This is a genomic window from Pseudomonas reinekei, from assembly GCF_001945365.1.
Lineage (GTDB): Bacteria > Pseudomonadota > Gammaproteobacteria > Pseudomonadales > Pseudomonadaceae > Aquipseudomonas > Aquipseudomonas reinekei.
This window is the reverse complement of sequence record NZ_MSTQ01000012.1, coordinates 52,897-76,448: the sequence shown is the minus strand read 5'-3', so window position 1 is coordinate 76,448 and position 23,552 is coordinate 52,897. Positions and strand designations below refer to the sequence as shown.

General features: G+C 60.1%; 19 protein-coding genes. 1 reads left to right on the top strand and 18 read right to left on the bottom strand.

The window, feature by feature from the left end; translation table 11 throughout:
- Positions 1-42: 42 nt before the first annotated feature.
- Positions 43-1,785, top strand: coding sequence for an ABC transporter substrate-binding protein (locus BVK86_RS19500; protein ID WP_075947954.1), 1,743 nt, complete (start codon positions 43-45; stop codon positions 1,783-1,785).
- A 263-nt stretch (positions 1,786-2,048) separates the two neighbouring features.
- On the opposite strand, the gene nuoN is transcribed toward BVK86_RS19500, so the two are convergent.
- The 18 genes from nuoN to purB form a co-directional block, all read right to left on the bottom strand.
- Entirely contained in the window at positions 2,049-3,512 is a 1,464-nt protein-coding gene (gene nuoN / locus BVK86_RS19495) for an NADH-quinone oxidoreductase subunit NuoN (RefSeq protein ID WP_075947953.1), read from the bottom strand.
- Positions 3,513-3,519: 7 nt separating this feature from the next.
- Complete coding sequence (gene nuoM / locus BVK86_RS19490; RefSeq protein ID WP_075947952.1) at positions 3,520-5,052, bottom strand: NADH-quinone oxidoreductase subunit M; 1,533 nt, start codon at positions 5,050-5,052, stop codon at positions 3,520-3,522.
- 39 nt (positions 5,053-5,091) lie between these two features.
- Entirely contained in the window at positions 5,092-6,945 is a 1,854-nt protein-coding gene (gene nuoL / locus BVK86_RS19485) for an NADH-quinone oxidoreductase subunit L (protein WP_075947951.1), read from the bottom strand.
- On the bottom strand, positions 6,942-7,250 hold the full coding sequence (nuoK, locus tag BVK86_RS19480) for an NADH-quinone oxidoreductase subunit NuoK (RefSeq protein ID WP_075947950.1): 309 nt from the start codon (positions 7,248-7,250) through the stop codon (positions 6,942-6,944). Before nuoK ends, nuoL begins: the two co-directional genes overlap by 4 nt.
- 2 nt (positions 7,251-7,252) lie before the next feature.
- On the bottom strand, positions 7,253-7,756 hold the full coding sequence (gene nuoJ, locus BVK86_RS19475; RefSeq protein WP_075947949.1) for an NADH-quinone oxidoreductase subunit J: 504 nt from the start codon (positions 7,754-7,756) through the stop codon (positions 7,253-7,255).
- Positions 7,757-7,765: 9 nt separating this feature from the next.
- Positions 7,766-8,314, bottom strand: coding sequence for an NADH-quinone oxidoreductase subunit NuoI (gene nuoI, locus BVK86_RS19470; protein ID WP_075947948.1), 549 nt, complete (start codon positions 8,312-8,314; stop codon positions 7,766-7,768).
- Between the two features lie 9 nt (positions 8,315-8,323).
- Positions 8,324-9,331, bottom strand: coding sequence for an NADH-quinone oxidoreductase subunit NuoH (gene nuoH, locus BVK86_RS19465; RefSeq protein ID WP_075947947.1), 1,008 nt, complete (start codon positions 9,329-9,331; stop codon positions 8,324-8,326).
- On the bottom strand, positions 9,328-12,042 hold the full coding sequence (gene nuoG / locus BVK86_RS19460) for an NADH-quinone oxidoreductase subunit NuoG (protein WP_075947946.1): 2,715 nt from the start codon (positions 12,040-12,042) through the stop codon (positions 9,328-9,330). The genes nuoH and nuoG overlap by 4 nt, the downstream gene beginning before the upstream one ends.
- 136 nt (positions 12,043-12,178) lie before the next feature.
- Positions 12,179-13,534: an NADH-quinone oxidoreductase subunit NuoF gene (nuoF, locus tag BVK86_RS19455; RefSeq protein WP_034146908.1), complete on the bottom strand. Its 1,356-nt coding sequence runs from the start codon at positions 13,532-13,534 to the stop codon at positions 12,179-12,181.
- Entirely contained in the window at positions 13,531-14,028 is a 498-nt protein-coding gene (nuoE, locus tag BVK86_RS19450; RefSeq protein WP_008020715.1) for an NADH-quinone oxidoreductase subunit NuoE, read from the bottom strand. The genes nuoF and nuoE overlap by 4 nt, the downstream gene beginning before the upstream one ends.
- Before the next feature lie 2 nt (positions 14,029-14,030).
- Positions 14,031-15,815: an NADH-quinone oxidoreductase subunit C/D gene (nuoC, locus tag BVK86_RS19445; RefSeq protein ID WP_075947945.1), complete on the bottom strand. Its 1,785-nt coding sequence runs from the start codon at positions 15,813-15,815 to the stop codon at positions 14,031-14,033.
- Between the two features lie 72 nt (positions 15,816-15,887).
- A complete protein-coding gene (locus BVK86_RS19440; RefSeq protein WP_047527662.1) occupies positions 15,888-16,562 on the bottom strand; it encodes a NuoB/complex I 20 kDa subunit family protein in 675 nt (224 codons plus the stop codon).
- A gap of 10 nt (positions 16,563-16,572) precedes the next feature.
- Positions 16,573-16,986, bottom strand: coding sequence for an NADH-quinone oxidoreductase subunit A (locus BVK86_RS19435; protein ID WP_003223812.1), 414 nt, complete (start codon positions 16,984-16,986; stop codon positions 16,573-16,575).
- Between the two features lie 635 nt (positions 16,987-17,621).
- Positions 17,622-18,947, bottom strand: a complete 1,326-nt coding sequence (gene aceA / locus BVK86_RS19430) for an isocitrate lyase (RefSeq protein WP_046817165.1) — start codon at positions 18,945-18,947, stop codon at positions 17,622-17,624.
- Positions 18,948-19,423: 476 nt separating this feature from the next.
- Positions 19,424-20,185, bottom strand: a complete 762-nt coding sequence (locus BVK86_RS19425) for a secretin N-terminal domain-containing protein (protein ID WP_075947944.1) — start codon at positions 20,183-20,185, stop codon at positions 19,424-19,426.
- Between the two features lie 227 nt (positions 20,186-20,412).
- A complete protein-coding gene (locus BVK86_RS19420; protein ID WP_075947943.1) occupies positions 20,413-20,838 on the bottom strand; it encodes a GNAT family N-acetyltransferase in 426 nt (141 codons plus the stop codon).
- Complete coding sequence (locus BVK86_RS19415) at positions 20,831-22,000, bottom strand: ribosomal protein uL16 3-hydroxylase (RefSeq protein ID WP_075947942.1); 1,170 nt, start codon at positions 21,998-22,000, stop codon at positions 20,831-20,833. The genes BVK86_RS19420 and BVK86_RS19415 overlap by 8 nt, the downstream gene beginning before the upstream one ends.
- A gap of 86 nt (positions 22,001-22,086) precedes the next feature.
- The gene (gene purB / locus BVK86_RS19410; protein ID WP_007940861.1) at positions 22,087-23,457 is read right to left on the bottom strand and encodes an adenylosuccinate lyase; all 1,371 of its coding nucleotides are present in this window, start codon (positions 23,455-23,457) and stop codon (positions 22,087-22,089) included.
- Positions 23,458-23,552 lie beyond the last annotated feature (95 nt).

Genomic DNA, 23,552 nt, shown 5'->3' with positions numbered 1-23,552 from the left:
TCGCTCGGCAATGTTGCTCCGAAACTCAATAAGGAGGTCTCTATGTTCGACAAAAACAATAAGCTGCGACATAGCATTTCATTGGCAGCCATGCTGGCACTCAGCGGTTTGAGCGCTTCGGCCTGGGCCGATGCCTACGAAGACGCGGCAAAGAAATGGATCGGCGCTGAATTCAAGCCGTCGACCCTGACGGCCGATCAGCAACTCGAAGAGTTGAAGTGGTTCATCAAGGCCGCCGAACCGTTTCGCGGGATGAGCATCAAGGTGGTATCGGAAACCATCGCCACCCACGAGTATGAATCCAAGGTGCTGGCCAAGGCCTTCAGCGAGATCACCGGGATCAAGCTGACCCACGACCTGCTGCAGGAAGGCGACGTGGTGGAAAAATTGCAAACCCAGATGCAGTCGGACAAGAACATCTATGACGGCTGGGTCAATGACTCGGACCTGATCGGTACGCACTTCCGCTACGGCAAGACCGAATCGATCACCGACCTGATGGCCAACGAGGGCAAGAACTTCACCTCGCCGACCCTCGACCTCAAGGACTTCATCGGCATCTCGTTTACCACGGCACCGGACGGCAAGATCTATCAGCTGCCCGACCAGCAGTTCGCCAACCTGTACTGGTTCCGTGCCGACTGGTTCGAGCGCGCGGACCTGAAAGCCAAGTTCAAGGAAAAGTACGGCTACGAGTTGGGCGTACCGGTGAACTGGTCGGCCTATGAAGACATCGCCAAATTCTTCACCGAAGACGTCAAGGAAATCGACGGCAAGCGCGTTTACGGGCACATGGACTACGGCAAGAAAGACCCGTCCCTGGGCTGGCGCTTCACCGATGCCTGGTTTTCCATGGCCGGTGGCGGCGACAAGGGCTTGCCGAACGGTTTGCCGGTGGACGAATGGGGTATCCGCGTCGAGGATTGCCACCCGGTGGGTTCCAGCGTGACCCGTGGCGGTGACACCAATGGCCCGGCGGCCGTGTTCGCCACCACCAAGTACGTGGACTGGATGAAGAAATACGCGCCACCGGAAGCGGCGGGCATGACCTTCTCCGAATCCGGGCCGGTGCCGTCCCAAGGCAACATCGCCCAGCAGATCTTCTGGTACACCGCCTTTACCGCCGACATGACCAAACCGGGCCTGGCGGTGATGAACGCCGATGGCACGCCGAAATGGCGCATGGCGCCGTCGCCACGGGGTCCGTACTGGGAAGAGGGGATGAAACTGGGCTATCAGGACGTGGGTTCCTGGACGTTCATGAAGTCCACGCCTGAAAAGCAAAAACTCGCAGCCTGGCTGTATGCGCAGTTCGTGACTTCGAAAACCGTATCGCTGAAGAAAACCATCGTCGGCCTGACCCCGATCCGCGAGTCGGACATCAATTCGCAAGCGATGACCGACCTGGCGCCAAAACTCGGGGGCCTAGTGGAGTTCTACCGCAGCCCGGCCCGCGTGCAATGGACCCCGACCGGGACCAACGTGCCGGATTACCCGCGCCTCGCGCAGTTGTGGTGGAGCCACATTGCCGAAGCCGCCAGCGGCGAGAAAACCCCGCAACAGGCACTTGACGGTCTGGCCAAGGATCAGGACGCGATCATGACCCGCCTGGAACGTTCCAAGGCCCAGGCTACTTGCGCACCTAAGATGAACCCTGAGCGCGATGCGCAATACTGGTTCGACCAACCGGGCGCACCGAAGCCGAAACTGGAAAACGAAAAGCCTAAGGGCGAGACCGTGAGCTATGCCGAACTGCTGAAATCGTGGGAGGCAGCGCGTAAGTAAGGCTGACCTGTAAGAAGCGAACGGCACCGTAAGGTGCCGTTTTTTTTTGCCTGATCTACCGCAATCGCTAGCAGGCTAGCTGCCACATGTGATCGGCGGTGTTCACGATGTGAGTGCCCACAGAATCCCCTGTGGGAGCGAGCCTGCTCGCGATGAGGCCAGCCCTGACAACTAATTGCTGGTGACCGAACACGAATCCCACAAAAACAAAAACGGCACCCGAAGGTGCCGTTTCTGTTTACTGCCGAATGTCGCTTAAGCGATCAACCCGCCAGGCCCGACTGTTGAACCAGGTTCAGCAGCGGTTGTGGGTAGACGCCGAGGAAGAACGCGACCAGGGCGATGGCCAGCAGCATTACGCCGCCTGCCTTTTGTTCCCAGTGCAGTTGTGCATCGTGGCGACGCAGGTTCGGTTCGATCAGGTACAGGGTGACCATCACACGCAGGTAGTAGAACACGCCGATGGCGCTGCCCAGTACCAGCGAGCCAACCAGCCACCATTGGTGAGATTCGACACCGGTGGCGATGATGTAGAACTTGCCGATGAAGCCCGCAGTCAGCGGGATACCGGCCAGCGACAGCATCATCACGGTCATTACCGCGGTCAGGTACGGACGGCGCCAGAACAGGCCGCGGTATTCGTACAGGGCATCAGCGTCACGACCGTTGTACGGCGAGGACATCAGGGTGATCACGCCAAACGCGCCGAGGCTGGTGATCACGTAGGTGACCAGGTACACGCCGATGGCTTCCACGGCCAGACCCTTGCTCGCCACCAGGGCGATCAGCAGGTAACCGAAGTGGGCGATGGACGAGTAACCCAGCAGACGCTTGAGGTTGCTCTGGGTCAGGGCCAGCAGGTTACCGAACAGGATCGACGCGATGGCGATGATGGTCAGCACGTCGCTCAACACGCCGCTGCTCGCCGCTGGCGAGATCTGGAACAGACGCACCATCACCGCGAACACAGCCACTTTGGAAGCGGTCGCGAGGAACGCTGCAACCGGCGCCGGAGCACCTTCGTAAACGTCCGGCGTCCAGAGGTGGAACGGTACGAGCGACAGCTTGAACGCCAGACCGATCAGCATCATGCCCAGGCCCAGTTGCGCCAGCGAGCTAGGCAGACCGGTAGCCGCCAGCGCCTGACCGATGCCGACGAAGCTCAGGGAACCCGCGTCCGCGTACAGCAGCGCCATGCCGAACAACAGGAACGCCGAACCGGCTGCCGACAGCACCATGTACTTGATGCCGGCTTCCAGCGAACGCTTGTTGAAGAAGGCGTAGGCCACCAGACCGTAGACCGGCACCGACAGCAGTTCCAGGCCGATGAACAACCCGGCCAGGTGCTGCGCGCTGACCAGAACCAGGCCGCCGGCGGCGGCCATCAGGATCAGCAGGTACAGTTCTTCACGATTGCCCGGGTAACCCGAACCGCCATCGCCGAGGTAGGCGTGGGCGAGGGTGACGCAGGCAAGGGTGGCGACCAGGATCAGCGCCATGTACAGGCAGGCAAAGGTGTCGATCTGCAGCAACGGCGTCACGGCCAGGGGCGCGACTTTCAGGGCAGGCAGGATCGACAGCAGTGCCAGGTTCAGACCCGCCACGGAAATCAGGAAGGTCTGCGAGTGGTTGCGGCGCCAGGCGATTGCCAGCATCACCACGATAATGGTGAGGCTGGTAATCAACAGCGGCGCTAGCGCGATAAAGTGTTGAGTCGTGAATTCCATAGCGCTCTTACCGGGCCGAAGCGAGTTGAGTGAAGGCGGTGCCGAGCCATTGCTGCACGCCATGCATCGTAGCGGCAGAGGTATCGAGGAACGGTTGTGGGTACACGCCGAGGTAGATCAGCAGTGCAGCCAGACCGACCACCATGATCAGTTCGCGACCGTCCATGCCGTGCAGTACCGCGTCCGATTTGGCCGGACCGAAGTACGCACGGTGGATCATGATCAGCGAGTAGACCGAACCGAACACCAGGCCGGTAGTGGCGATGATGGTGATCCACGGGGCACTGGCGAAGCTGCCGATCAGGATCAGGAACTCACCGACGAAGTTACCGGTACCCGGCAAGCCCAGGGACGCTGCTGCGAAGAACAGGCTGAGGGCCGGCAGGTAAGCGATCTTCGACCACAGGCCACCCATTTCACGCATGTCGCGGGTGTGGGTGCGCTCGTACAGCTGGCCACTCAGGATAAAGAGTGCCGCGGCCGACAGACCGTGCGCCAGCATCTGCATGACTGCCCCCTGCAGCGCCAGTTGGCTGCCGGAGTAGATGCCGATCAGTACGAAGCCCATGTGGGAAACGGACGAGAAGGCGATCAGACGCTTGATGTCGGTTTGTGCGAAGGCCAGGAACGCACCGTAGAAGATCCCGATCAGACCCAGGGTCATGGCAATCGGCGCGAATTCGGCCGAGGCATTCGGGAACAGCGGCAGGGCGAAACGCAGCAGGCCGTAGGCAGCAGTCTTCAGCAAGATACCGGCGAGGTCGACGGAACCGGCGGTCGGCGCCTGGGCGTGAGCGTCAGGCAACCAGGAGTGGAATGGTACGACGGGCAGCTTGACCGCGAAGGCGATGAAGAAGCCGAGCATCAGGATGTACTCGGTGGTCATCGACATCTTGGTTTTCAACAGGTCGGCGTAGTTGAAGGTAATCACGCCGGTTTCGTTGAAGTTGACCAGCACCAGACCGAGGATCGCCACCAGCATGATCAGGCCGGAAGCCTGAGTGAAGATGAAGAACTTGGTCGCCGCGTAGATCCGGGTTTTCTTGCCGTCCGAAGAACTGTGACCCCAGAGCGCGATGAGGAAGTACATCGGCACCAGCATCATTTCCCAGAAGAAGAAGAACATGAACAGGTCGAGGGCGAGGAACACGCCGACGACACCGCCCAGGATCCACATCAGGTTCAGGTGGAAGAAACCCACGTGACGCTGGATCTCTTTCCACGAGCAGAGTACCGAGAGGACACCCAGCAAACCGGTCAGCAGGATCATCAGCAGCGACAGGCCATCGAGGGCCAGGTGCACGCTGATGCCGAAGCGCTGGATCCAGATGTGCTTGAACTCAATCACCCAGGTCGGATCGGCGCCAGGCGCCGGAGCAAATGAATAGTCGCCATGGGCCCACAGCCAGAGGCCGAGTGCGAGTTCCAGGGACATGGTCAACAGCGCAATCCAGCGCGGGAGGGTAGAGCCGAAGCGCTCACCCATCCAGCACAGCAGGCCGCCGATGAAGGGAATCAGGATTAGCCAAGGCAGAATCATGACGGGCTCGTTTCCTTTCGCAAATTCGCAAGGTTCATATCAGACCGCTACCAGCACGACGGCGCCAATGACCAGCACGGCACCCGCAGCCATCGAGGCGGCATACCAACGCAGTTGACCGGTCTCGGTACGGCTCAGGGCGATGTGACCGCCTTTGGCCATGCGCGGGATCAGACCGATGGTCTGATCGAGCGGGTCTTTGCGCAGGATGTGGCTGATCGCCAGGTACGGCTTGACGAACAGTTTGTCGTAGATCCAGTCGAAGCCCCAGGCGGCGAACCACCAGGCCGAGAGGAAACGGCCGATGCCGCTGTTGGCGATGGCCGTCACGAAGCGACGCTTGCCGAGGAACAGCAGCGCGGCCAGCAGGATACCGGCCAGGGCGATGGCGCCCGAGGCGATTTCCAGGCTGTGCTTGGCTTCGCCGCCGGCATGGCCGACGCTTTGCGGCAGCACGCCGTGCAGCGGTGGAACGATCATCGCGCCGACGAAGGTCGACAACACGATCAGCACCGACAATGGCAGCCAGTGGGCGATGCCGTGACCGGCGTGGGCTTCGGTCTTCGCTTCACCGTGGAACGCGATGAAGATCAGGCGGAAGGTGTACAGCGAGGTCATGAACGCGCCAACCAGACCGGCGTAGAGCAGGCCGTTGTTGCCGCTGGCGAACGCTTCCCAGAGGATTTCGTCCTTGGAGTAGAAACCAGCGGTCACCAGAGGCAAGGCCGCCAGGGCCGCGCCACCGACGATGAAACTGGCGTAGGCCAGTGGCAGTTTCTTCCACAGGCCGCCCATCTTGAAGATGTTCTGCTCGTGGTGGCAGGCAACGATCACCGCACCGGAAGCAAGGAACAGCAGCGCCTTGAAGAAGGCGTGGGTCATCAGGTGGAAGATCGCGCCATCCCAGGCACCAACGCCCAGGGCCAGGAACATGTAGCCGATCTGGCTCATGGTCGAGTAGGCGAGGATACGCTTGATATCGGTCTGAACCAGGGCTGCGAAACCGGCGAGTACCAGGGTCACGCCACCGACGATGCCTACCAGGTGCAGGATTTCCGGCGCCAGGGTGAACAGGCCGTGGGTACGGGCGATCAGGTAGACACCCGCGGTCACCATGGTCGCGGCGTGGATCAGTGCCGAAACCGGGGTAGGACCGGCCATCGCGTCCGCCAGCCAGGTTTGCAGTGGCAGTTGCGCGGATTTACCGACAGCGCCGCCCAGCAGCATCAGGGTGGCCATGACCATCCAGAAGTCGCCGGCCTGGAACTTCTGCGGTGCCAGCACCAGCAGCTCCTGAACGTTCAGCGTGCCCAGCTGGGCAAACAGAATGAACAGGCCGATCGCCATGAACACGTCACCGATACGGGTCACGATGAAGGCTTTGAGTGCGGCGTTACCGTTGTTGCGGTTGCTGTAGTAGAAACCGATCAACAGGTACGAGCACAGGCCCACGCCTTCCCAACCGAAGTACAGGAACAACAGGTTATCGCCCAGCACCAGGAACAGCATGCTGGCAATGAACAGGTTGGTGTAGGCAAAGAAGCGCGAGTAACCGGCCTCACCGCGCATGTACCAGGACGCGAACAGGTGGATCAGGAAGCCGACGCCGACGACCACACCGAGCATGGTCACGGACAGGCCGTCCAGATACAGCGCGAAGTTCGGCGTGAAGCCTTCCACCGCCATCCACTGCCACAACACCTGGGTGTAGTGACCGCCTTGCGGCGGGGCGACGTTGAATTGCCAGATCACGTAGGCGGTCACGATTGCCGACAGACCGATGGAACCCACGCCGATCAGTGCGGCCAGGTTTTCCGAGATGCGTCCACGGGAGAACGACAGCAGCAGGAAACCAATGAGAGGGAATACGAAAGTCAGAAAGAGTAGGTTCATCCGCGCATCTCACTGGCAGCGTCGATATCGAGCGTGTGGAAGCGGCGATACAGTTGCAGCAGGATCGCCAGGCCAATACTGGCCTCGGCGGCTGCCAGGCTGATCACCAGGATGAACATGACCTGTCCATCCGGCTGCGCCCAACGGCTACCGGCAACGATGAAGGCCAGTGCAGAGGCGTTCATCATCACTTCAAGACTCATCAACACAAACAAAATGTTGCGGCGGACCATCAGGCCAACCAGGCCGAGGCAGAACAGGATGCCGGCGACCGCCAGACCATGCTCCATAGGGATAGCAGGCATCGTCATTGCTCCTTGGCTTCGTTACGGCCCAGATGGAACGCCGTGACGGCTGCGGCGAGCAGCAACATCGAGGCGAGTTCGACCACCAGCAGGTAAGGACCGAACAGGCTGATGCCCACGGCCTTGGCGTCGACGGTGGTGTGGCCGATGGCTTCACCGCTCTGGTGGGCGAACAGCACGTACAGCAGTTCAGCCAGCAGCAGGGTGCCGAGAATGACCGGGCCGAGCCAGATGCCGGGCTTGAGCCAGACGCGCTCTTGCTGAACCGAGGCCGGGCCAAGGTTCAGCATCATCACCACGAACACGAACAGCACCATGATGGCGCCAGCGTAGGCGATCACTTCCAGGACACCGGCAAACGGTGCGCCGAGGGCGAAGAACGTCATGGCCACGGCGATCAGCGAAATGATCAGGTAGAGCAGGGCGTGCACAGGGTTGGTGTTGGTGATCACGCGAAGCGTGGACACCACCGCGATACCCGATGCGAAATAGAAAGCGAATTCCATCTTTCTTCCTTAAGGCAGCAAGCTCTTCACGTTGATCGGTTCGGCTTCATTCTGCGCGGAGCCTTTCGGCTTCCCGGCAATCGCCATACCTGCAACACGATAGAAGTTGTAATCAGGGTTTTTGCCGGGGCCGGAGATCAGCAGATCTTCTTTCTCGTACACCAGGTCCTGACGTTTGAACTCGGCCATTTCGAAATCCGGTGTCAGCTGGATCGCGGTGGTCGGGCAGGCTTCCTCGCAGAGGCCGCAGAAAATGCAGCGCGAGAAGTTGATGCGGAAGAAGTCCGGGTACCAGCGACCGTCTTCGGTTTCAGCTTTCTGCAGCGAGATGCAACCGACCGGGCACGCCACGGCGCACAGGTTGCACGCTACACAACGCTCTTCGCCGTCGGGGTCGCGGGTCAGGACGATACGGCCACGGTAGCGCGGCGGCAGGTACACGGCTTCTTCCGGGTACTGCAGCGTGTCGCGCTTGCGGAAGGCGTGGCCAAAAATCATCACCAGGCTGCGAAGCTGGGTGAAGAAGCCATGCACGATGTCAATTATGTACTTCATGATTCTCTATCCTCACTGAGCCGCGACGGCGGGCGTGTTGAGCAACACGATCGCAGCGGTCACCAGCATGTTGACGAGGGTCAGCGGCAGGCAGAACTTCCAGCTGAAATCCATCACTTGGTCATACCGTGGGCGCGGAATCGAAGCGCGCAACAGGATGAAGATCATGATGAAGAACGCGGTTTTCAGTGCGAACCAGATGAACGGGATCTGCGGCAGGATGCCGAACGGACCGTGCCAGCCACCGAAGAACAAGGTCACCAGCAGCGCCGAAATCAGCACGATGCCGATGTACTCGCCGACGAAGAACATGCCCCATTTCATGCCGGCGTATTCAATGTGGTAACCGTCGGCCAGTTCCTGTTCCGCTTCCGGCTGGTCGAACGGGTGACGGTGAGTCACGGCCACGCCAGCGATGAAGAAGGTCAGGAAACCGAAGATCTGCGGAATGATGAACCACAGGTTCTGCGCTTGATATTCAACGATGTCGCGCATGTTGAACGAGCCGACCTGGATCACGATACCCATCAGCGACAGGCCCATGAACACTTCGTACGACACGGTCTGTGCCGAGGCCCGCAAGCTGCCCAGCAGGGCGAACTTGTTGTTACTCGACCAACCGGCGAACAACACCGCGTAGACCGACAGGCCCGCCATGGCGAAGAAGAACAGGATGCCGATATTGATGTCCGCCACGCCCCAGGTCGGGGTGATCGGGATGATCGCGAAGGCAATCAGCAGGGCGCTCATGGCCACAACCGGTGCCAGGGTGAAGATCATCTTGTCGGCGAATGGAGGCGTCCAGTCTTCCTTGAAGAACATCTTGATCATGTCGGCGGCAATCTGGAACGCGCCGAACGGACCAACGCGGTTCGGACCGTAACGGTCCTGCCAGAGGGCGAGCAAACGACGCTCGACCCAGCTGAGCAGGGCGCCGCAAATCACCACGGCCAGCAGAATCACCACGGCCTTGAGGACCGCGATGATCACGTCGATCACTTCAGGAGTGAACAAGGTCATTGAGCTGCCTCCTGCAGACCGTCAACGGATTTGCCAAAGATCGCTGGCGGAATGCCGGCAATGCCTGCAGGCAGTGCCACCAGGCCAGCGCCCAGCGCTTCGTTGATACGCAGCGGCAGACGCAGGGTCTGGCCTGCGACGTTAAAGCTGAGCATGGCGCCGTCGTTGACACCCAGGCGATCGGCTTCGGACTTGGCCAGTGCGACGTAGGCAGCCGGAATGCGTTCCTGAACCGGAGCGGCTTTCGAAGAGTTCTCTTCGCTGCCGAACAGGTGGAAGAACGGAACGACTTGCCAGGTGCCCTGGGCCGGGTTGAACGCACGCGGAACACTGGCGAACCAGTTCAGCGCGTCACCGTTGCTTTCGATCAGGCGGGTGCCCGGGTCGCCAGCGCGGATATGACCACCGACTTCGTCCTGGAACTTGTTCCAGGCTTGCGGCGAGTTCCAGCCCGGAGACCAGGCGAATGGCACTTGCTGACGGGGTTCGGCCGAGCCCGAGTAACCTTCCATGGAGAAGGCGAACGCGGTGTCCTTGTCCTGCGGGGTACGCGGTTCGTGCACGCTGATGTCGGCGCGCATGGCGGTACGACCGGAGTAACGCAGCGGTTCACGGGCCAGTTTCAAGCCCTTGATGCGGAACGCGGCGGACGGTGCGGCGTCGACGATGGCCGCCAGTTGCGGGGTGCTCGAGGCGACCGCGGCGGTAACGTGATCCAGTTGTGTCCAGTCAATCGGCTGGTTCAGCAGGGTCGAGCGCAGGGCATGCAGCCAGCGCCAGCCTTCGTGAACCAGGATGCTCGCATCCATGTATTGCGGGTCGAAAACCTGGAAGAAGCGTTGGGCACGGCCTTCCTGGCTGACCAGGGTGCCGTCGCCCTCAGCGAAGCTGGCGGCTGGCAGGACCAGGTGCGCGCGATCGCTGGTGGCCGTCTTCTGATGGTCGGCCACGATCACCACTTTCGCGGCGGTCAGGGCGGCATCGACCTTGGCTTTGTCGGTACGGGTGTACAGATCGTTTTCCAGCACGACGATAGCGTCGGCCTTGCCATCGATCACGGATTGCAGCGCCTCATCGACCGATTCGCCACCGAGCATGGCCAGGCCGAGGCTGTTGGCCTCAGGCACGATCAGGCTGATGGAACCGTTCTTCTCGCGCAGCTTCAGGGCTTTGGCGATGTTCGCGGCGGCTTCGATCAGGGCTTTGGAGCCCAGGGAGGTACCGGCGATGATCAGCGGGCGCTTGGCGGCGAGCAGGGCGTCGGCAATGCGTTTGGCCAGTTCGAGGGCCTCAGCATCCAGGCCTTCAACCGCTGGCGCGCTGGCGTCGAGGGCGTGAGCCACGGCGAAACCGATGCGGGCCAGGTCATCCGGGGCGGCGTGAACGCACTCTTCGGCGATGTCGTCGAGCTTGGTTTCAGCCAGGCTGGCGATGAACAGCGGGTTCAGTGCGTGCTGACCGATGTTCTTCACGGCGGCGTCGAGCCATGGCTGTACGCGCATCGCTTCGGCCATGTCTTCAGCCTTGCCTTTGACCGATTGACGCAGGGACAACGCCATACGGGCGGCCGTTTGGGTCAGGTCTTCACCGAGAACGAACACGGCGTCGTGGTCTTCGATGTCGCGCATGTTCGGCACTGGCAGCGGGCTGTCTTTGAGCACTTGCAGGACCAGACGGATGCGTTCCAGCTCGGCAGCTTCGATACCGGAGTAGAAGTGCTCGGCACCGACCAGCTCGCGCAACGCGTAGTTGCTTTCGAGGCTGGCGCGCGGCGAACCGATACCGACGATGTTGCGACCGCGCAGCAGGTCGGCTGCTTTATCCAGCGCTTCGTCGAGGCTCAGCTTGGTGCCGTTGGCCAGCAGTGGCTGACGCGGGCGGTCTTCGCGGTTGACGTAGCCATAGCCGAAACGGCCACGGTCGCACAGGAAGTACTGGTTCACCGAACCGTTGAAACGGTTTTCGATACGACGCAGTTCACCGTAGCGTTCACCCGGGGAAATGTTGCAATCGCTGGAGCAGCCATGGCAGATGCTCGGCGAGAACTGCATGTCCCACTTGCGGTTGTAGCGCTCGGAGTGAGTCTTGTCGGTGAACACACCGGTCGGGCAGACCTCGGTGAGGTTGCCGGAGAACTCGCTTTCCAGGGTGCCGTCTTCAACGCGACCGAAGTACACGTTGTCGTGGGCGCCGAATACGCCGAGGTCAGTGCCGCCGGCGTAATCCTTATAGAAGCGCACGCAGCGGTAGCAAGCGATGCAGCGGTTCATTTCGTGGGAAATGAACGGGCCCAGTTGCTGGTTCTGGTGGGTACGCTTGGTGAAGCGGTAACGGCGCTCGTTGTGGCCGGTCATTACCGTCATGTCTTGCAGGTGGCAGTGACCGCCTTCTTCACAGACCGGGCAGTCGTGAGGGTGGTTGGTCATCAGCCATTCAACAACACTGGCACGGAATGCCTTGGACTCTTCATCATCGATGGAGATCCAGGTGTTGTCGGTGGCAGGGGTCATGCAGGACATGACGATACGACCGCGAGTGTCGTTTTCGTCGGTGTACTGCTTGACCGCGCACTGGCGGCAAGCGCCAACGCTGCCCAGGGCAGGGTGCCAGCAGAAATACGGAATATCGAGGCCCAGAGACAGACATGCCTGTAACAGGTTGTCTGCCCCATCGACTTCGAGCGCTTTGCCGTCTACGTGGATAGTGGCCATGGTTCAAAGTTCTTCGTTGGCCCGGTGTCAGCGGGCGTGGCTAATGGAATCTTGTTGTCCGCGTGAATCAACACAGCCGTTAAAGGCGTCATCACACGAAAAGCGAAGGGCACGGACCCTTCGCTTTTTTAAGCGTTTACGCGCCGACTACGATCGGCCTTGCCAGAGGCGGGACGGCGGCGCTGACTGGCGCGATACCGGCTTCGAACTCATGGCGGAAGTATTTGATTGCGCTGCCCAACGGCTCCACGGCACCCGGTGCGTGAGCACAGAAGGTTTTGCCCGGGCCGAGGAAACCGACCAGACCCAGCAGGGTCTCGATGTCGCCTGGCTGGCCTTCACCGTTCTCGATGGCCATCAGGAGCTTGACGCTCCATGGCAGACCATCGCGGCATGGGGTGCAGAAACCGCAGGATTCGCGAGCGAAGAACTGCTCCATGTTGCGCAGCAGGGACACCATGTTGACGCTGTCATCCACCGCCATGGCCAGGCCGGTACCCATGCGGGTGCCCACTTTGGCGATGCCGCCGGCGTACATTTGTGCGTCGAGGTGTTCCGGCAACAGGAAACCGGTACCGGCGCCGCCTGGCTGCCAGGCCTTGAGCTTGAAGCCATCGCGCATGCCGCCGGCGTAGTCTTCGAACAGCTCGCGACCGGTGACGCCGAACGGCAGTTCCCACAGGCCCGGGTTCTTGACCTTGCCGGAGAAGCCCATGAGCTTGGTGCCCATGTCTTCGCTGCCTTCGCGGGCCAACGATTTGTACCAGTCCACGCCGTCGGCAATGATCGCCGGCACGTTGCACAGGGTTTCAACGTTGTTCACGCAAGTCGGCTTGCCCCATACGCCAACGGCGGCAGGGAAGGGCGGCTTGGAGCGCGGGTTGGCGCGGCGGCCTTCGAGAGAGTTGATCAGTGCGGTTTCTTCACCGCAGATGTAACGCCCGGCGCCGGTGTGGACGAACAGCTCGAAATCAAAGCCGCTGCCCAGGATGTTCTTGCCCAGCAGGCCCGCTGCCTTGGCTTCTTCCACGGCACGGTTGAGGTGCTTGGCGGCGGTGGTGTATTCGCCGCGCAGGAAGATGTAGCCACGGTAGGTTTTCAGTGCGCGGGCACTGATCAGCATGCCTTCGATCAGCAGATGGGGCAGTTGCTCCATCAGCATGCGGTCTTTCCAGGTGTTCGGCTCCATCTCATCCGCGTTGCACAGCAGGTAGCGGATGTTGATGGATTCGTCCTTGGGCATCAGGCCCCACTTCACGCCTGTGGGGAAGCCTGCACCGCCGCGACCCTTGAGGCCTGCGTCTTTCACGGTCTGGACGATATCGTCCTGAGCCATGTCGGCGAAGGCTTTGCGCGCGGCGGCGTAACCGTTCTTGGCCTGGTACTCGTCGAGCCAGACAGCTTCGCCGTCGTCACGCAGACGCCAGGTGAGCGGGTGAGTCTCGGCCGAACGCTTGATGCGGTTGGCCGGGCCGAAAGAAGTCAGGGTCATACGTAGCCCTCGAGCAATTTGGCAACGCCTGCTGGCTGCACATCACCGAACGTGTCGTCGTCGATCATCAACGCCGGCGCCTTGTCGCAGTTGCCGAGGCAGCAGACCGGCAGCAGGGTGAATCGACCGTCGGCGGTGGTTTGACCCAGGCCGATGCCGAGCTTGCTCTGGATTTCGCTGACCACGGACTCGTGGCCGCCGATGTAGCAGACCATGCTGTCGCAGACGCGAATGATGTGACGGCCGACCGGCTGGCGGAAGATCTGACTATAGAAAGTAGCCACGCCTTCTACGTCGCTGGCCGGGATGCCGAGAATCTCGCCAATGGCGTACAGAGCGCCGTCCGGCACCCAGCCACGTTCCTTCTGGACGATCTTCAGGGCTTCGATCGACGCCGCGCGCGGGTCTTCGTAGTGATGCAGCTCGTGCTCGATGGCCGAGCGCTCGGTTTCACTCAAGGTGAAACGGTCTGTCTGGATAAGCGTGCTATTCATGCTTAGCGGTCCACGTCGGCCATAACGAAATCGATACTACCCAGGTACGCGATCAAGTCCGCGACCATGCTGCCTTTGATCACCGAAGGGATCTGCTGCAAGTGCGGGAAGCTTGGGGTACGAATCCGGGTGCGGTAGCTCATGGTGCCGCCATCGCTCGTCAGGTAATAACTGTTGATGCCCTTGGTCGCTTCGATCATCTGGAAGGATTCGTTGGCCGGCATGACCGGGCCCCACGAAACTTGCAGGAAGTGCGTGATCAAGGTTTCGATGTGCTGCAGGGTGCGCTCTTTCGGTGGCGGCGTGGTCAGCGGGTGATCCGCCTTGTACGGGCCTTCCGGCATGTTGCGCATGCACTGCTCGATGATCTTGATGCTCTGGCGCATTTCTTCCACGCGCACGATGCAGCGATCATAGGCATCACCATTGGCGGCCAGCGGCACTTCGAATTCGAAATTCTCGTAGCCCGAGTACGGACGCGCTTTACGCAGGTCGAAATCGCAACCGGTCGACCGCAGGCCGGCACCGGTGACGCCCCATTCCAGGGCCTCTTTGGTGTTGTAGGCGGCGACGCCGATGGTCCGGCCACGCAGGATGCTGTTGTCCAGTGCGGCTTTCTGGTATTCGTCCAGACGCTTAGGCATCCACTCGACGAAGTCTTTCACCAGTTTTTCCCAGCCGCGCGGCAGGTCGTGGGCGACGCCACCGATGCGGTACCAGGCCGGGTGCAGACGGAAACCGGTAATGGCTTCGATCACCGTGTACGCTTTCTGGCGGTCGGTGAAGGTGAAGAACACCGGGGTCATGGCGCCGACGTCCTGGATGTAGGTCCCCAGGAACAACAGGTGGCTGGTGATCCGGAAGAACTCGGCCATCATGATGCGAATGACGTCGACTTTCTCCGGCACCTTGATGCCAGCCAGCTTCTCGACCGAGAGCACGTACGGCAGGTTGTTCATCACGCCGCCGAGGTAGTCGATACGGTCGGTGTACGGGATGAAGCTGTGCCAGGACTGACGCTCGGCCATCTTCTCGGCGCCACGGTGGTGGTAACCGATGTCCGGGACGCAATCGACGATCTCTTCACCGTCCAGCTGCAGGATGATGCGGAACGCACCGTGCGCGGAAGGGTGGTTCGGGCCGAGGTTGAGGAACATGTAGTCCTCGTTCGGGCCGGAACGTTTCATGCCCCAGTCTTCAGGCTTGAAGCGCGCGGCTTCTTCCTCAAGCTGTTGCTTGGCCAGGGTCAGGCTGAACGGATCGAATTCGGTGGCGCGCGCCGGGAAATCCTTGCGCAACGGGTGACCTTCCCAGGTCGGCGGCATCATGATGCGCGACAGGTGAGGGTGGCCTTTGAAGTCGATGCCGTACATGTCCCAGACTTCGCGCTCATACCAGTTGGCATTCGGCCAGATGCTGGTGACGGTCGGCAGGCTGAGGTCGCTCTCGGACAGGGCGACTTTGATCATGACGTCGCTGTTACGCTCGATCGACATCAAGTGATAGAACACGGAGAAATCGGCGCCGTTCGGCAGCCCTTGACGCTTGGTGCGCAGACGCTCGTCCACGCCGTGCAGGTCATAGAGCATGACGTACGGCTTGGGCAGGTTACGCAGGAAGGTCAGGACTTCGACGAGTTTGGCGCGGGCAACCCAAAGCACCGGCATGCCGGTGCGGGTAGGCTGGGCGGTGAACGCCTCCGGGCCAAAACGGTTGTTCAGTTCGACGACCACATCCTGGTCGTCTGCCTTGTAAGGCGGGATGTACAGAGCACTGCCTGTAGTCATGGTTATTTATCGCTTTCGGTCAACGTAAAGAATGAAGCCAGTTTCTCGTTCTATTAAAGAAGCAGATCTGGATCAGACTTCGTCGGGGCTGCGCAGGTTGGTTACCTGAATACGCTGTTCGCGGCGCTTTTCCTTCTCGGAAGGCATCTCGGCGCGATACACGCCTTGATCACCGACGACCCAGGAAAGTGGGCGACGCTCCTGGCCAATCGACTCCTGCAACAGCATCAAGCCTTGCAGGAAAGCTTCAGGACGGGGCGGGCAGCCAGGCACGTAGACGTCCACGGGCAGGAACTTGTCCACCCCTTGAACGACAGAGTAGATGTCGTACATGCCACCGGAGTTGGCGCACGAACCCATGGAAATGACCCATTTAGGTTCGAGCATTTGCTCGTAGAGACGCTGAATGATCGGCGCCATCTTGATGAAGCAGGTACCGGCGATAACCATGAAATCCGCCTGACGCGGCGATGCCCGGATAACTTCGGCGCCAAAGCGCGCGATGTCGTGGGGCGCCGTGAAGGCGGTGGTCATTTCCACATAGCAGCACGAAAGACCGAAGTTATACGGCCACAGGGAGTTCTTGCGCCCCCAGTTGATCGTGCCGTTAAGCACGTCTTCGAGCTTGCCCATGAAAATGTTTTTGTGGACTTGATCTTCTAACGGATCGGAAACGGTTTCCCGTTCGCCAATCGGATACTGCTCGTTAGGAGCATCGGGGTCGATCCTGGTGAGATTGTATTGCATTGCCAAAGCCTCATTGTTTCAGCTTCGCTTGCCGCTTGCGCCGAGCTTCCGGAGCCCAGTCAAGGGCGCCCACTCGGAATAGGTAGACAAGACCTGCCAACAGAATTGCTATGAAAACGAGAGCTTCGACGAATCCGGTCCAGCCGCTTTCGCGGACGGACACAGACCATGCAAAGAGAAAGAGGGCTTCGATATCGAAGATCACGAAGAGCATCGCGACCAGATAGAATTTGGCTGAGAGCCGCAAGCGGGCGCCACCTGTAGGTAGCATGCCGGACTCGAACGGTTCGTTTTTGCTGCGGCCCCAGGCTTTTGACCCGAGGAGGCTGGAAACACCGAGCATGAAGGCACAGAGGCCGACAACGCCTAGAAGGAAAATGGCAAAGCCCCAGTTGTGGGCCATGAGTCCTGTCGCTTCGGGCATGCTGGTAATCCTTAACAGAGAGCAAAAGGTCTCTGAGCTTGAAAAGAAACAAAGCAGTGACGATATGTCGCAGCAATCAATCCCGCTGATTTTATGGCTAAACACCCGGCAAGTAAAATTCCTAGAGCGAAATTATTTAGAGGAATAAGGACATAGCGAGCCCTCGGGGCCCTGTAGCCCTTGACCAATGGGCATTAGCCGGAATTTCGTCAATTATGTTTTGTAGGGAATGTAACGAACATAATGACGGTTAAATGATAATCAATATCGATTGGATTGGGTTTTAAACTGTTTATTCCGCAAGTGTGCAGAAAGTTGCCTTAGATGCGCGTTACTGCAAGTAGCGACGGGGTGGATTTCGGCAGATTTTTCCGGCGCCGATAGCGCAGTGTACCCATGTGATTTGTCTGTCTGACCGCGATCCACTGCTGGGGCGAGTCTGCTCGCGATAGCGTCAGCTCTGTCGACATCGTTTTTGTCTGATCCGCCGCTTTCGCGAGCAGGCTCGCTCCCACAGGGGATGGGGCTGGAGGATTTACGCGCAAAAAAAACGCCCCGAACCAGTCGGGGCGTCAGATGTTCGGCGTAACGGTTTTTAATCAGTCCGCAACGGCCGTTGACTCAAGCGAAGCCGATCAGTGGAACTGTTCTTCTTCGGTCGAACCGGTCAGTGCGGTGACCGAAGACGAGCCACCTTGAATCACAGTGGTCATGTCGTCGAAGTAACCGGTGCCCACTTCCTGCTGGTGAGCCACGAAGGTGTAACCCTTGGCAGCGTCAGCGAACTCCTGCTCCTGCAGCTTCACGTAGGCAGTCATGTCGTTGCGGGCGTAGTCGTGCGCCAGGTTGAACATGCTGTGCCACATGTTGTGAATGCCGGCCAGGGTGATGAACTGGTGCTTGTAGCCCATGGCGGACAGTTCGCGCTGGAACTTGGCGATGGTCGCGTCGTCCAGGTTTTTCTTCCAGTTGAAGGAAGGCGAGCAGTTGTACGACAGCAGTTGGTCCGGGTATTCCTTCTTGATCGCTTCAGCGAAGCGACGAGCCTCGTCCAGGTCTGGCTTGGCGGTTTCGCACCAGATCAGGTCGGCGTACGGCGCGTAGGCCAGGCCGCGAGCGATGGCCTGGTCCAGGCCGGCGCGCACTTTGTAGAAGCCTTCCTGGGTACGTTCGCCAGTCACGAATGGCTGGTCGTACGGGTCGCAGTCAGACGTCAACAGGTCAGCGGCGTTGGCGTCGGTACGGGCCAGGATGATGGTCGGAGTGCCGGCAACGTCAGCAGCCAGACGAGCAGCGGTCAGCTTCTGCACGGCTTCCTGCGTCGGAACCAGTACTTTGCCGCCCATGTGGCCGCATTTCTTCACGGAAGCCAGTTGGTCTTCGAAGTGAACGCCGGCGGCGCCTGCTTCGATCATGCTCTTCATCAGCTCGTAGGCGTTCAGTACGCCGCCGAAACCGGCTTCGGCGTCAGCCACGATCGGTGCGAAGTAGTCGATGTAGCCGTCGTCGCCCGGATTTTTGCCGGCTTTCCACTGGATCTGGTCGGCACGACGGAACGAGTTGTTGATGCGCTTGACCACGGTTGGAACCGAGTCCACCGGGTACAGCGACTGGTCCGGATACATCGATTCGGCGGAGTTGTTGTCTGCAGCCACTTGCCAGCCCGACAGGTAGATCGCCTGGATACCGGCTTTGACTTGTTGCACAGCCTGGCCGCCGGTCAGGGCGCCCATGCAGTTGACGAAATCTTTCTCAGGACGGAAGGCTGGCTTGGCACCCTGGGTAACCAGGTTCCACAGCTTCTCGGCGCCCATTTTTGCAAAGGTGTGCTCAGGTTGAACCGAGCCACGCAGACGGACGACGTCAGCAGCGGAGTAAGTGCGTGTCACGCCTTTCCAGCGCGGGTTTTCAGCCCAGTCTTTTTCGAGGGCTGCAATTTGCTGTTCGCGTGTCAGTGCCATGGGAGATAAACCTCGTCGCGTCTTTATGAAAAGTTGTTCTGCGGTGGAAAATTCCTGCGCTCGCTGACCAGAAGCTTAGGTGGTCAAGTCGGGTTCGGCGGGGGAGGCGACGGGATGAACGATGGGCTCGAGGGGAAGTGAGCAGGTAAGGGCGAACTGGCGGGCGCATTCGGGCGTCGTGGGCCTTGGTGCGAACTTCAGTGTGATGCCGGGTTTACCTAAATACGCTTCCGTCCCTCGGGACAACTTCGTTCCAGTCGGCAACCTCGTCAAACACACCTTGTGGGCGGTACAGACACGAAGCGGTTCGCGGGGTAGGTGCGAACATCGCCTCGAAGGCCCTTGCCAGGGCCCCTGATTAGCGGGAGCGAGGCCATCATGCCTTTGCTTTTTTGGCTCGTCAAACGTTTTGTAGTGCTTTTTTTCAAGCACTACATCTTTGGTCTAATACGACTAATCAGTCAGTTTTCGGTGACTTAGTCCAAAGTGTCGACTTTCACTCGCAGGGTCATGTCATCGCGCCCCTGAGTCGAGTAGCTGCGGGCTACGCCCTGTTTGTCGGCCTGAGTCTGGCGATTCACGCCGGCCAGCAAGATCCATTCGCCCAGGCGCCCGGTGACGGTTGTGTCGGTACTTTGTACGTTCACTACATCGGGACGTTCCTGGCTCATGCGGTCACGGTTGGTACTGATCGACAGGTGGACGATTTCGCCGGTGACGTTGGCGGTGACGTAAAAGCCCTGAGTGACGTTGCGGTATTCGGTCTGACTGCGCAGGTCGCCGTAGGAGTCCGACTGGGTGCTGGTCAGTGGCACGCTTTGGCCGACCTGGATCAGTGCCGGCATGCCGTCCGTGGCCTGGACTTGTTGAATTCCGCCGTCGCGGCTTGCAGTGCTGCGGCTGATGATGCGCGTCTGGCTCGGTTTGGCGCCGTTCACCGAGTAACCCTGATCGCCCTGTACGTTATTTTCGTTGGTATCGACGGTGATCAGCAGGCGCTTGGGTGCGGTGTCGAGTTGGCCGATCAGTGCCTTAAGTTCGTCGATCTTGCGTTGATCGGCATTGACGATGAGCTGATTGCCGTAGGCGCTGACGGTGCCGTCCTTGCCGACGAAATCCTGCGCCACGGGCAGCATGTCGGCACTGGTGTGGTAATTCAAAGGCACGATTTCGGTGGCTGCCATGACCGAAAAACTGCAGGTCACCAGCAGTGTGGTGAGCAGGGTGCGTAGGGACATATCCGTTATCTCCGCCAACTTCAAAGTGTTGATATTGCCAGTTTGTCGGCCCGGTAGGGGGCAAGTTGAATCGTAGACAGCAAAACGCCCCGGCATCGTGTGATGTCGGGGCGTTTTGCGGTGCTTTTACTGGCGCCTTCGCGAGCAGGCTCGCTCCCACATCAGTTTTGCGTCGTTCGCAAATCAATTGTGGGAGCGAGCCTGCTCGCGAAGGGGGCTCCTCGGTATCAAACCGAATGGCGAACCATGTCCACATGCGGAATCCCTGCTTCCAGGAACTCCTCACTGACCAGGCTGAAACCCAGGCGCTCATAGAACGCCGTGGCTTGAACCTGGGCGCTGAGCATCTGTTGCTTGAGCCCGCGTTCTTCGGCTTCGCCAATCACGGCTTGCATCAGCGCATCGCCGACTTTCAAACCGCGCCAGTCCTTGAGCACCGAAACCCGGCCGACGTGTCCGTCGGGCAGCAGGCGTGCGGTACCAATGGGAAAGTCGCCCTCGAACGCCAGGAAATGCACGGCGGTTGCGTCGTCGGCGTCCCATTCCAGTTCAGGCGGTACGCATTGCTCGGCGACGAACACCGTTTCACGAATGCGCCGAATCTCGGCGTTATCCTTTTGCCAGTCTGCGACACGTACGTGAATCTTATTCATCGGCGAACCCCAGGCTTCCTTGCTTGACCAGCTCGCACAGCAATCCGCGGCCGTCTTCGTCGCTCAGCCAATCACCGAGGTTGTCGACGTGCAGGGCGTCGGCGGCGCAGATCATCTTCAGCAGTTCGCGCAGTTTGCCCGGCAGATAACGGCTCTGGCCGCTGGCGAACAACAGCAGGTCGTCATCGACTTCCGACCACGCCAGGCGTGCGCTCGGGTTACGGATCAGTACGGCGCCTTGCTCCAGCGCACCGAGGACGTCGTCTTCTTCGAGGTCTTCAGGGCCGACCACCAGTTCCGGGTAGCGCGGCTCGGTCATGAACTGGCCGAACCAGGTCAGCAGCAGGCGCTCGTCGCTCATGTGTTCGGCCAGCAGGCTTTTCAGGCGATCAAGGGCGTCGTGCTGAATCTGGTTCGGGTCCGCAGCAGGCAGGGCGTCGGCGTCGGTGTAGCGCTCTTCGTCCGGCAGGAACTGGCTGAGGAAGTCGGTGAAGTGAGTCAGCACTTCTGCGGCGCTCGGTGCGCGGAAGCCGACCGAGTAGGTCAGGCAGTCGTCAACGGCAACGCCGCAATGGGCCAGGCGTGGCGGCAGGTACAGCATGTCGCCAGGCTCCAGGACCCACTCATCGGTCGCTTCGAAATCAGCGAGGATGCGCAGGTCGGCGTGTTGCAGCAGCGGACTATCGGAGTCGCACATCTGGCCGATTTTCCAGTTGCGCTTGCCGTGGCCTTGCAGCAGGAACACGTCGTAGTTGTCGAAGTGCGGACCGACGCTGCCACCCGGCGCGGCGAAGCTGATCATGACGTCGTCGATACGCCAGCTCGGCAGGAAGCGGAAATGTTCCAGCAGTTCGCTGACTTCCGGTACGAACTGGTCGACGGCTTGAACCAGCAGGGTCCAGTCGCGCTCCGGCAATTTGCTGAATTCATCTTCGGCAAACGGGCCGCGACGCAATTCCCATGGGCGCTCGCCGTTCTCGATGATCAGGCGCGATTCGACTTCTTCTTCCAATGCCAGGCCAGCCAGTTCGTCGGCGTCGATCGGGCTTTCGAAATCTGGGATCGCCTGACGGATCAGCAGTGGTTTTTTCTGCCAGTAGTCGCGCAGGAATTCCCGTGCCGTGATGCCGCCCAGAAGTTGTAGAGGAATGTCAGGATTCATGTGTAACCTATTGAAAAAAAGCACTTTTCATACGGGAATAAAAACGCCCGGCGCGGCCGGGCGTCTTAAAGGGGTCCAGCGGTCGATCAGATGCGTTTGGCTTGCGCTACAGCGTTACCGATGTAGTTGGCCGGGGTGAGCAATTTCAGCTCGGCCTTGGCCGCGGCTGGCATGTCCAGGCCGTCGATGAAAGTCTGCAGTGCTTCGGGGCTGATGCCCTTGCCACGGGTCAATTCTTTCAGCTTCTCGTACGGGTTTTCGATGTTGTAGCGACGCATCACGGTCTGGATCGGCTCGGCCAATACTTCCCAGCACGCGTCCAGGTCAGCGGCAATCTTCTGCTCGTTGAGCTCCAGTTTGCTGATGCCTTTGAGGCTGGCTTCGTACGCGATTACGCTGTGGGCGAAGCCGACACCGAGGTTGCGCAGTACGGTAGAGTCGGTCAGGTCGCGCTGCCAGCGGGAGATTGGCAGCTTGCTCGCCAGGTGCTGGAACAGTGCGTTGGCAATGCCCAGGTTGCCTTCGGAGTTTTCGAAGTCGATCGGGTTGACTTTGTGCGGCATGGTCGACGAGCCGATTTCGCCAGCGATGGTGCGCTGTTTGAAATAACCCAGGGAGATGTAGCCCCAGATATCACGGTCGAAGTCGATCAGGATGGTGTTGAAGCGTGCAATCGCGTCGAACAGTTCGGCAATGTAGTCGTGCGGTTCGATCTGCGTGGTGTACGGGTTGAAGCCCAGGCCCAGCTCGTCTTCGATGAAGGCGCGGGCGTTGGCTTCCCAATCGATCTCAGGGTAGGCCGACAGGTGAGCGTTGTAGTTGCCGACAGCGCCGTTGATCTTGCCCAGCAGCGGCACGGCAGCGACTTGAGCGATCTGGCGTTCGAGGCGGTAAACCACGTTCGCCAGTTCTTTGCCCAGGGTGGTCGGCGAGGCTGGCTGGCCGTGGGTGCGCGACAGCATCGGTACGTCGGCGAAACGGATCGCCAGTTCGCGGATGGCATTGGCGGTCTGGCGCATCAGCGGCAGCATCACGTCATCACGGCCTTCGCGCAGCATCAGGGCGTGGGACAGGTTGTTGATGTCCTCGCTGGTGCAGGCGAAGTGGATGAACTCGCTGACCTTGGCCAGTTCCGGCAGCTTGGCGGCTTGTTCTTTGAGCAGGTACTCGATGGCTTTGACGTCGTGGTTGGTAGTGCGCTCGATCTCTTTGACGCGCTCGGCGTGCTCCAGAGAGAAGTTTTCCGCCAGGGTGTTCAACACCGCATTGGCTTCGGCGGAGAACGCCGGCACTTCGCTGATGGCAGGGTGAGCGGCCAGGCGCTGGAGCCAGCGCACTTCAACCAGAACGCGGGCACGGATCAGGCCGTACTCGCTGAAAATTGGGCGCAGGGCCTGGGTTTTGCCGGCGTAGCGGCCGTCAACAGGGGAAACCGCAGTGAGCGAAGAAAGCTGCATGGGGTGTTCTCGGACAGTCGGGCAACGAAATGGGGCGCGTATCATACATGAAAAAATCCGCCGGTCCGTCGCCAACTGACCGGCGTATTACGCGT

Coding starts and splice junctions, on each gene's coding strand:
- BVK86_RS19500 (WP_075947954.1), top strand. CDS start 43: ATGTTCGACAAAAACAATAAGCTGCGACATAGCATTTCATTGGCAGCC.
- nuoM (WP_075947952.1), bottom strand. CDS start 5,052: ATGATTCTGCCTTGGCTAATCCTGATTCCCTTCATCGGCGGCCTGCTG.
- BVK86_RS19440 (WP_047527662.1), bottom strand. CDS start 16,562: ATGCAATACAATCTCACCAGGATCGACCCCGATGCTCCTAACGAGCAG.
- nuoJ (WP_075947949.1), bottom strand. CDS start 7,756: ATGGAATTCGCTTTCTATTTCGCATCGGGTATCGCGGTGGTGTCCACG.
- BVK86_RS19415 (WP_075947942.1), bottom strand. CDS start 22,000: ATGAATCCTGACATTCCTCTACAACTTCTGGGCGGCATCACGGCACGG.
- nuoL (WP_075947951.1), bottom strand. CDS start 6,945: ATGAACCTACTCTTTCTGACTTTCGTATTCCCTCTCATTGGTTTCCTG.
- nuoG (WP_075947946.1), bottom strand. CDS start 12,042: ATGGCCACTATCCACGTAGACGGCAAAGCGCTCGAAGTCGATGGGGCA.
- nuoK (WP_075947950.1), bottom strand. CDS start 7,250: ATGCCTGCTATCCCTATGGAGCATGGTCTGGCGGTCGCCGGCATCCTG.
- nuoH (WP_075947947.1), bottom strand. CDS start 9,331: ATGACCTTGTTCACTCCTGAAGTGATCGACGTGATCATCGCGGTCCTC.
- BVK86_RS19425 (WP_075947944.1), bottom strand. CDS start 20,185: ATGTCCCTACGCACCCTGCTCACCACACTGCTGGTGACCTGCAGTTTT.
- aceA (WP_046817165.1), bottom strand. CDS start 18,947: ATGGCACTGACACGCGAACAGCAAATTGCAGCCCTCGAAAAAGACTGG.
- nuoN (WP_075947953.1), bottom strand. CDS start 3,512: ATGGAATTCACGACTCAACACTTTATCGCGCTAGCGCCGCTGTTGATT.
- purB (WP_007940861.1), bottom strand. CDS start 23,457: ATGCAGCTTTCTTCGCTCACTGCGGTTTCCCCTGTTGACGGCCGCTAC.
- nuoE (WP_008020715.1), bottom strand. CDS start 14,028: ATGAATAGCACGCTTATCCAGACAGACCGTTTCACCTTGAGTGAAACC.
- nuoF (WP_034146908.1), bottom strand. CDS start 13,534: ATGACCCTGACTTCTTTCGGCCCGGCCAACCGCATCAAGCGTTCGGCC.
- BVK86_RS19435 (WP_003223812.1), bottom strand. CDS start 16,986: ATGCCCGAAGCGACAGGACTCATGGCCCACAACTGGGGCTTTGCCATT.
- nuoC (WP_075947945.1), bottom strand. CDS start 15,815: ATGACTACAGGCAGTGCTCTGTACATCCCGCCTTACAAGGCAGACGAC.
- BVK86_RS19420 (WP_075947943.1), bottom strand. CDS start 20,838: ATGAATAAGATTCACGTACGTGTCGCAGACTGGCAAAAGGATAACGCC.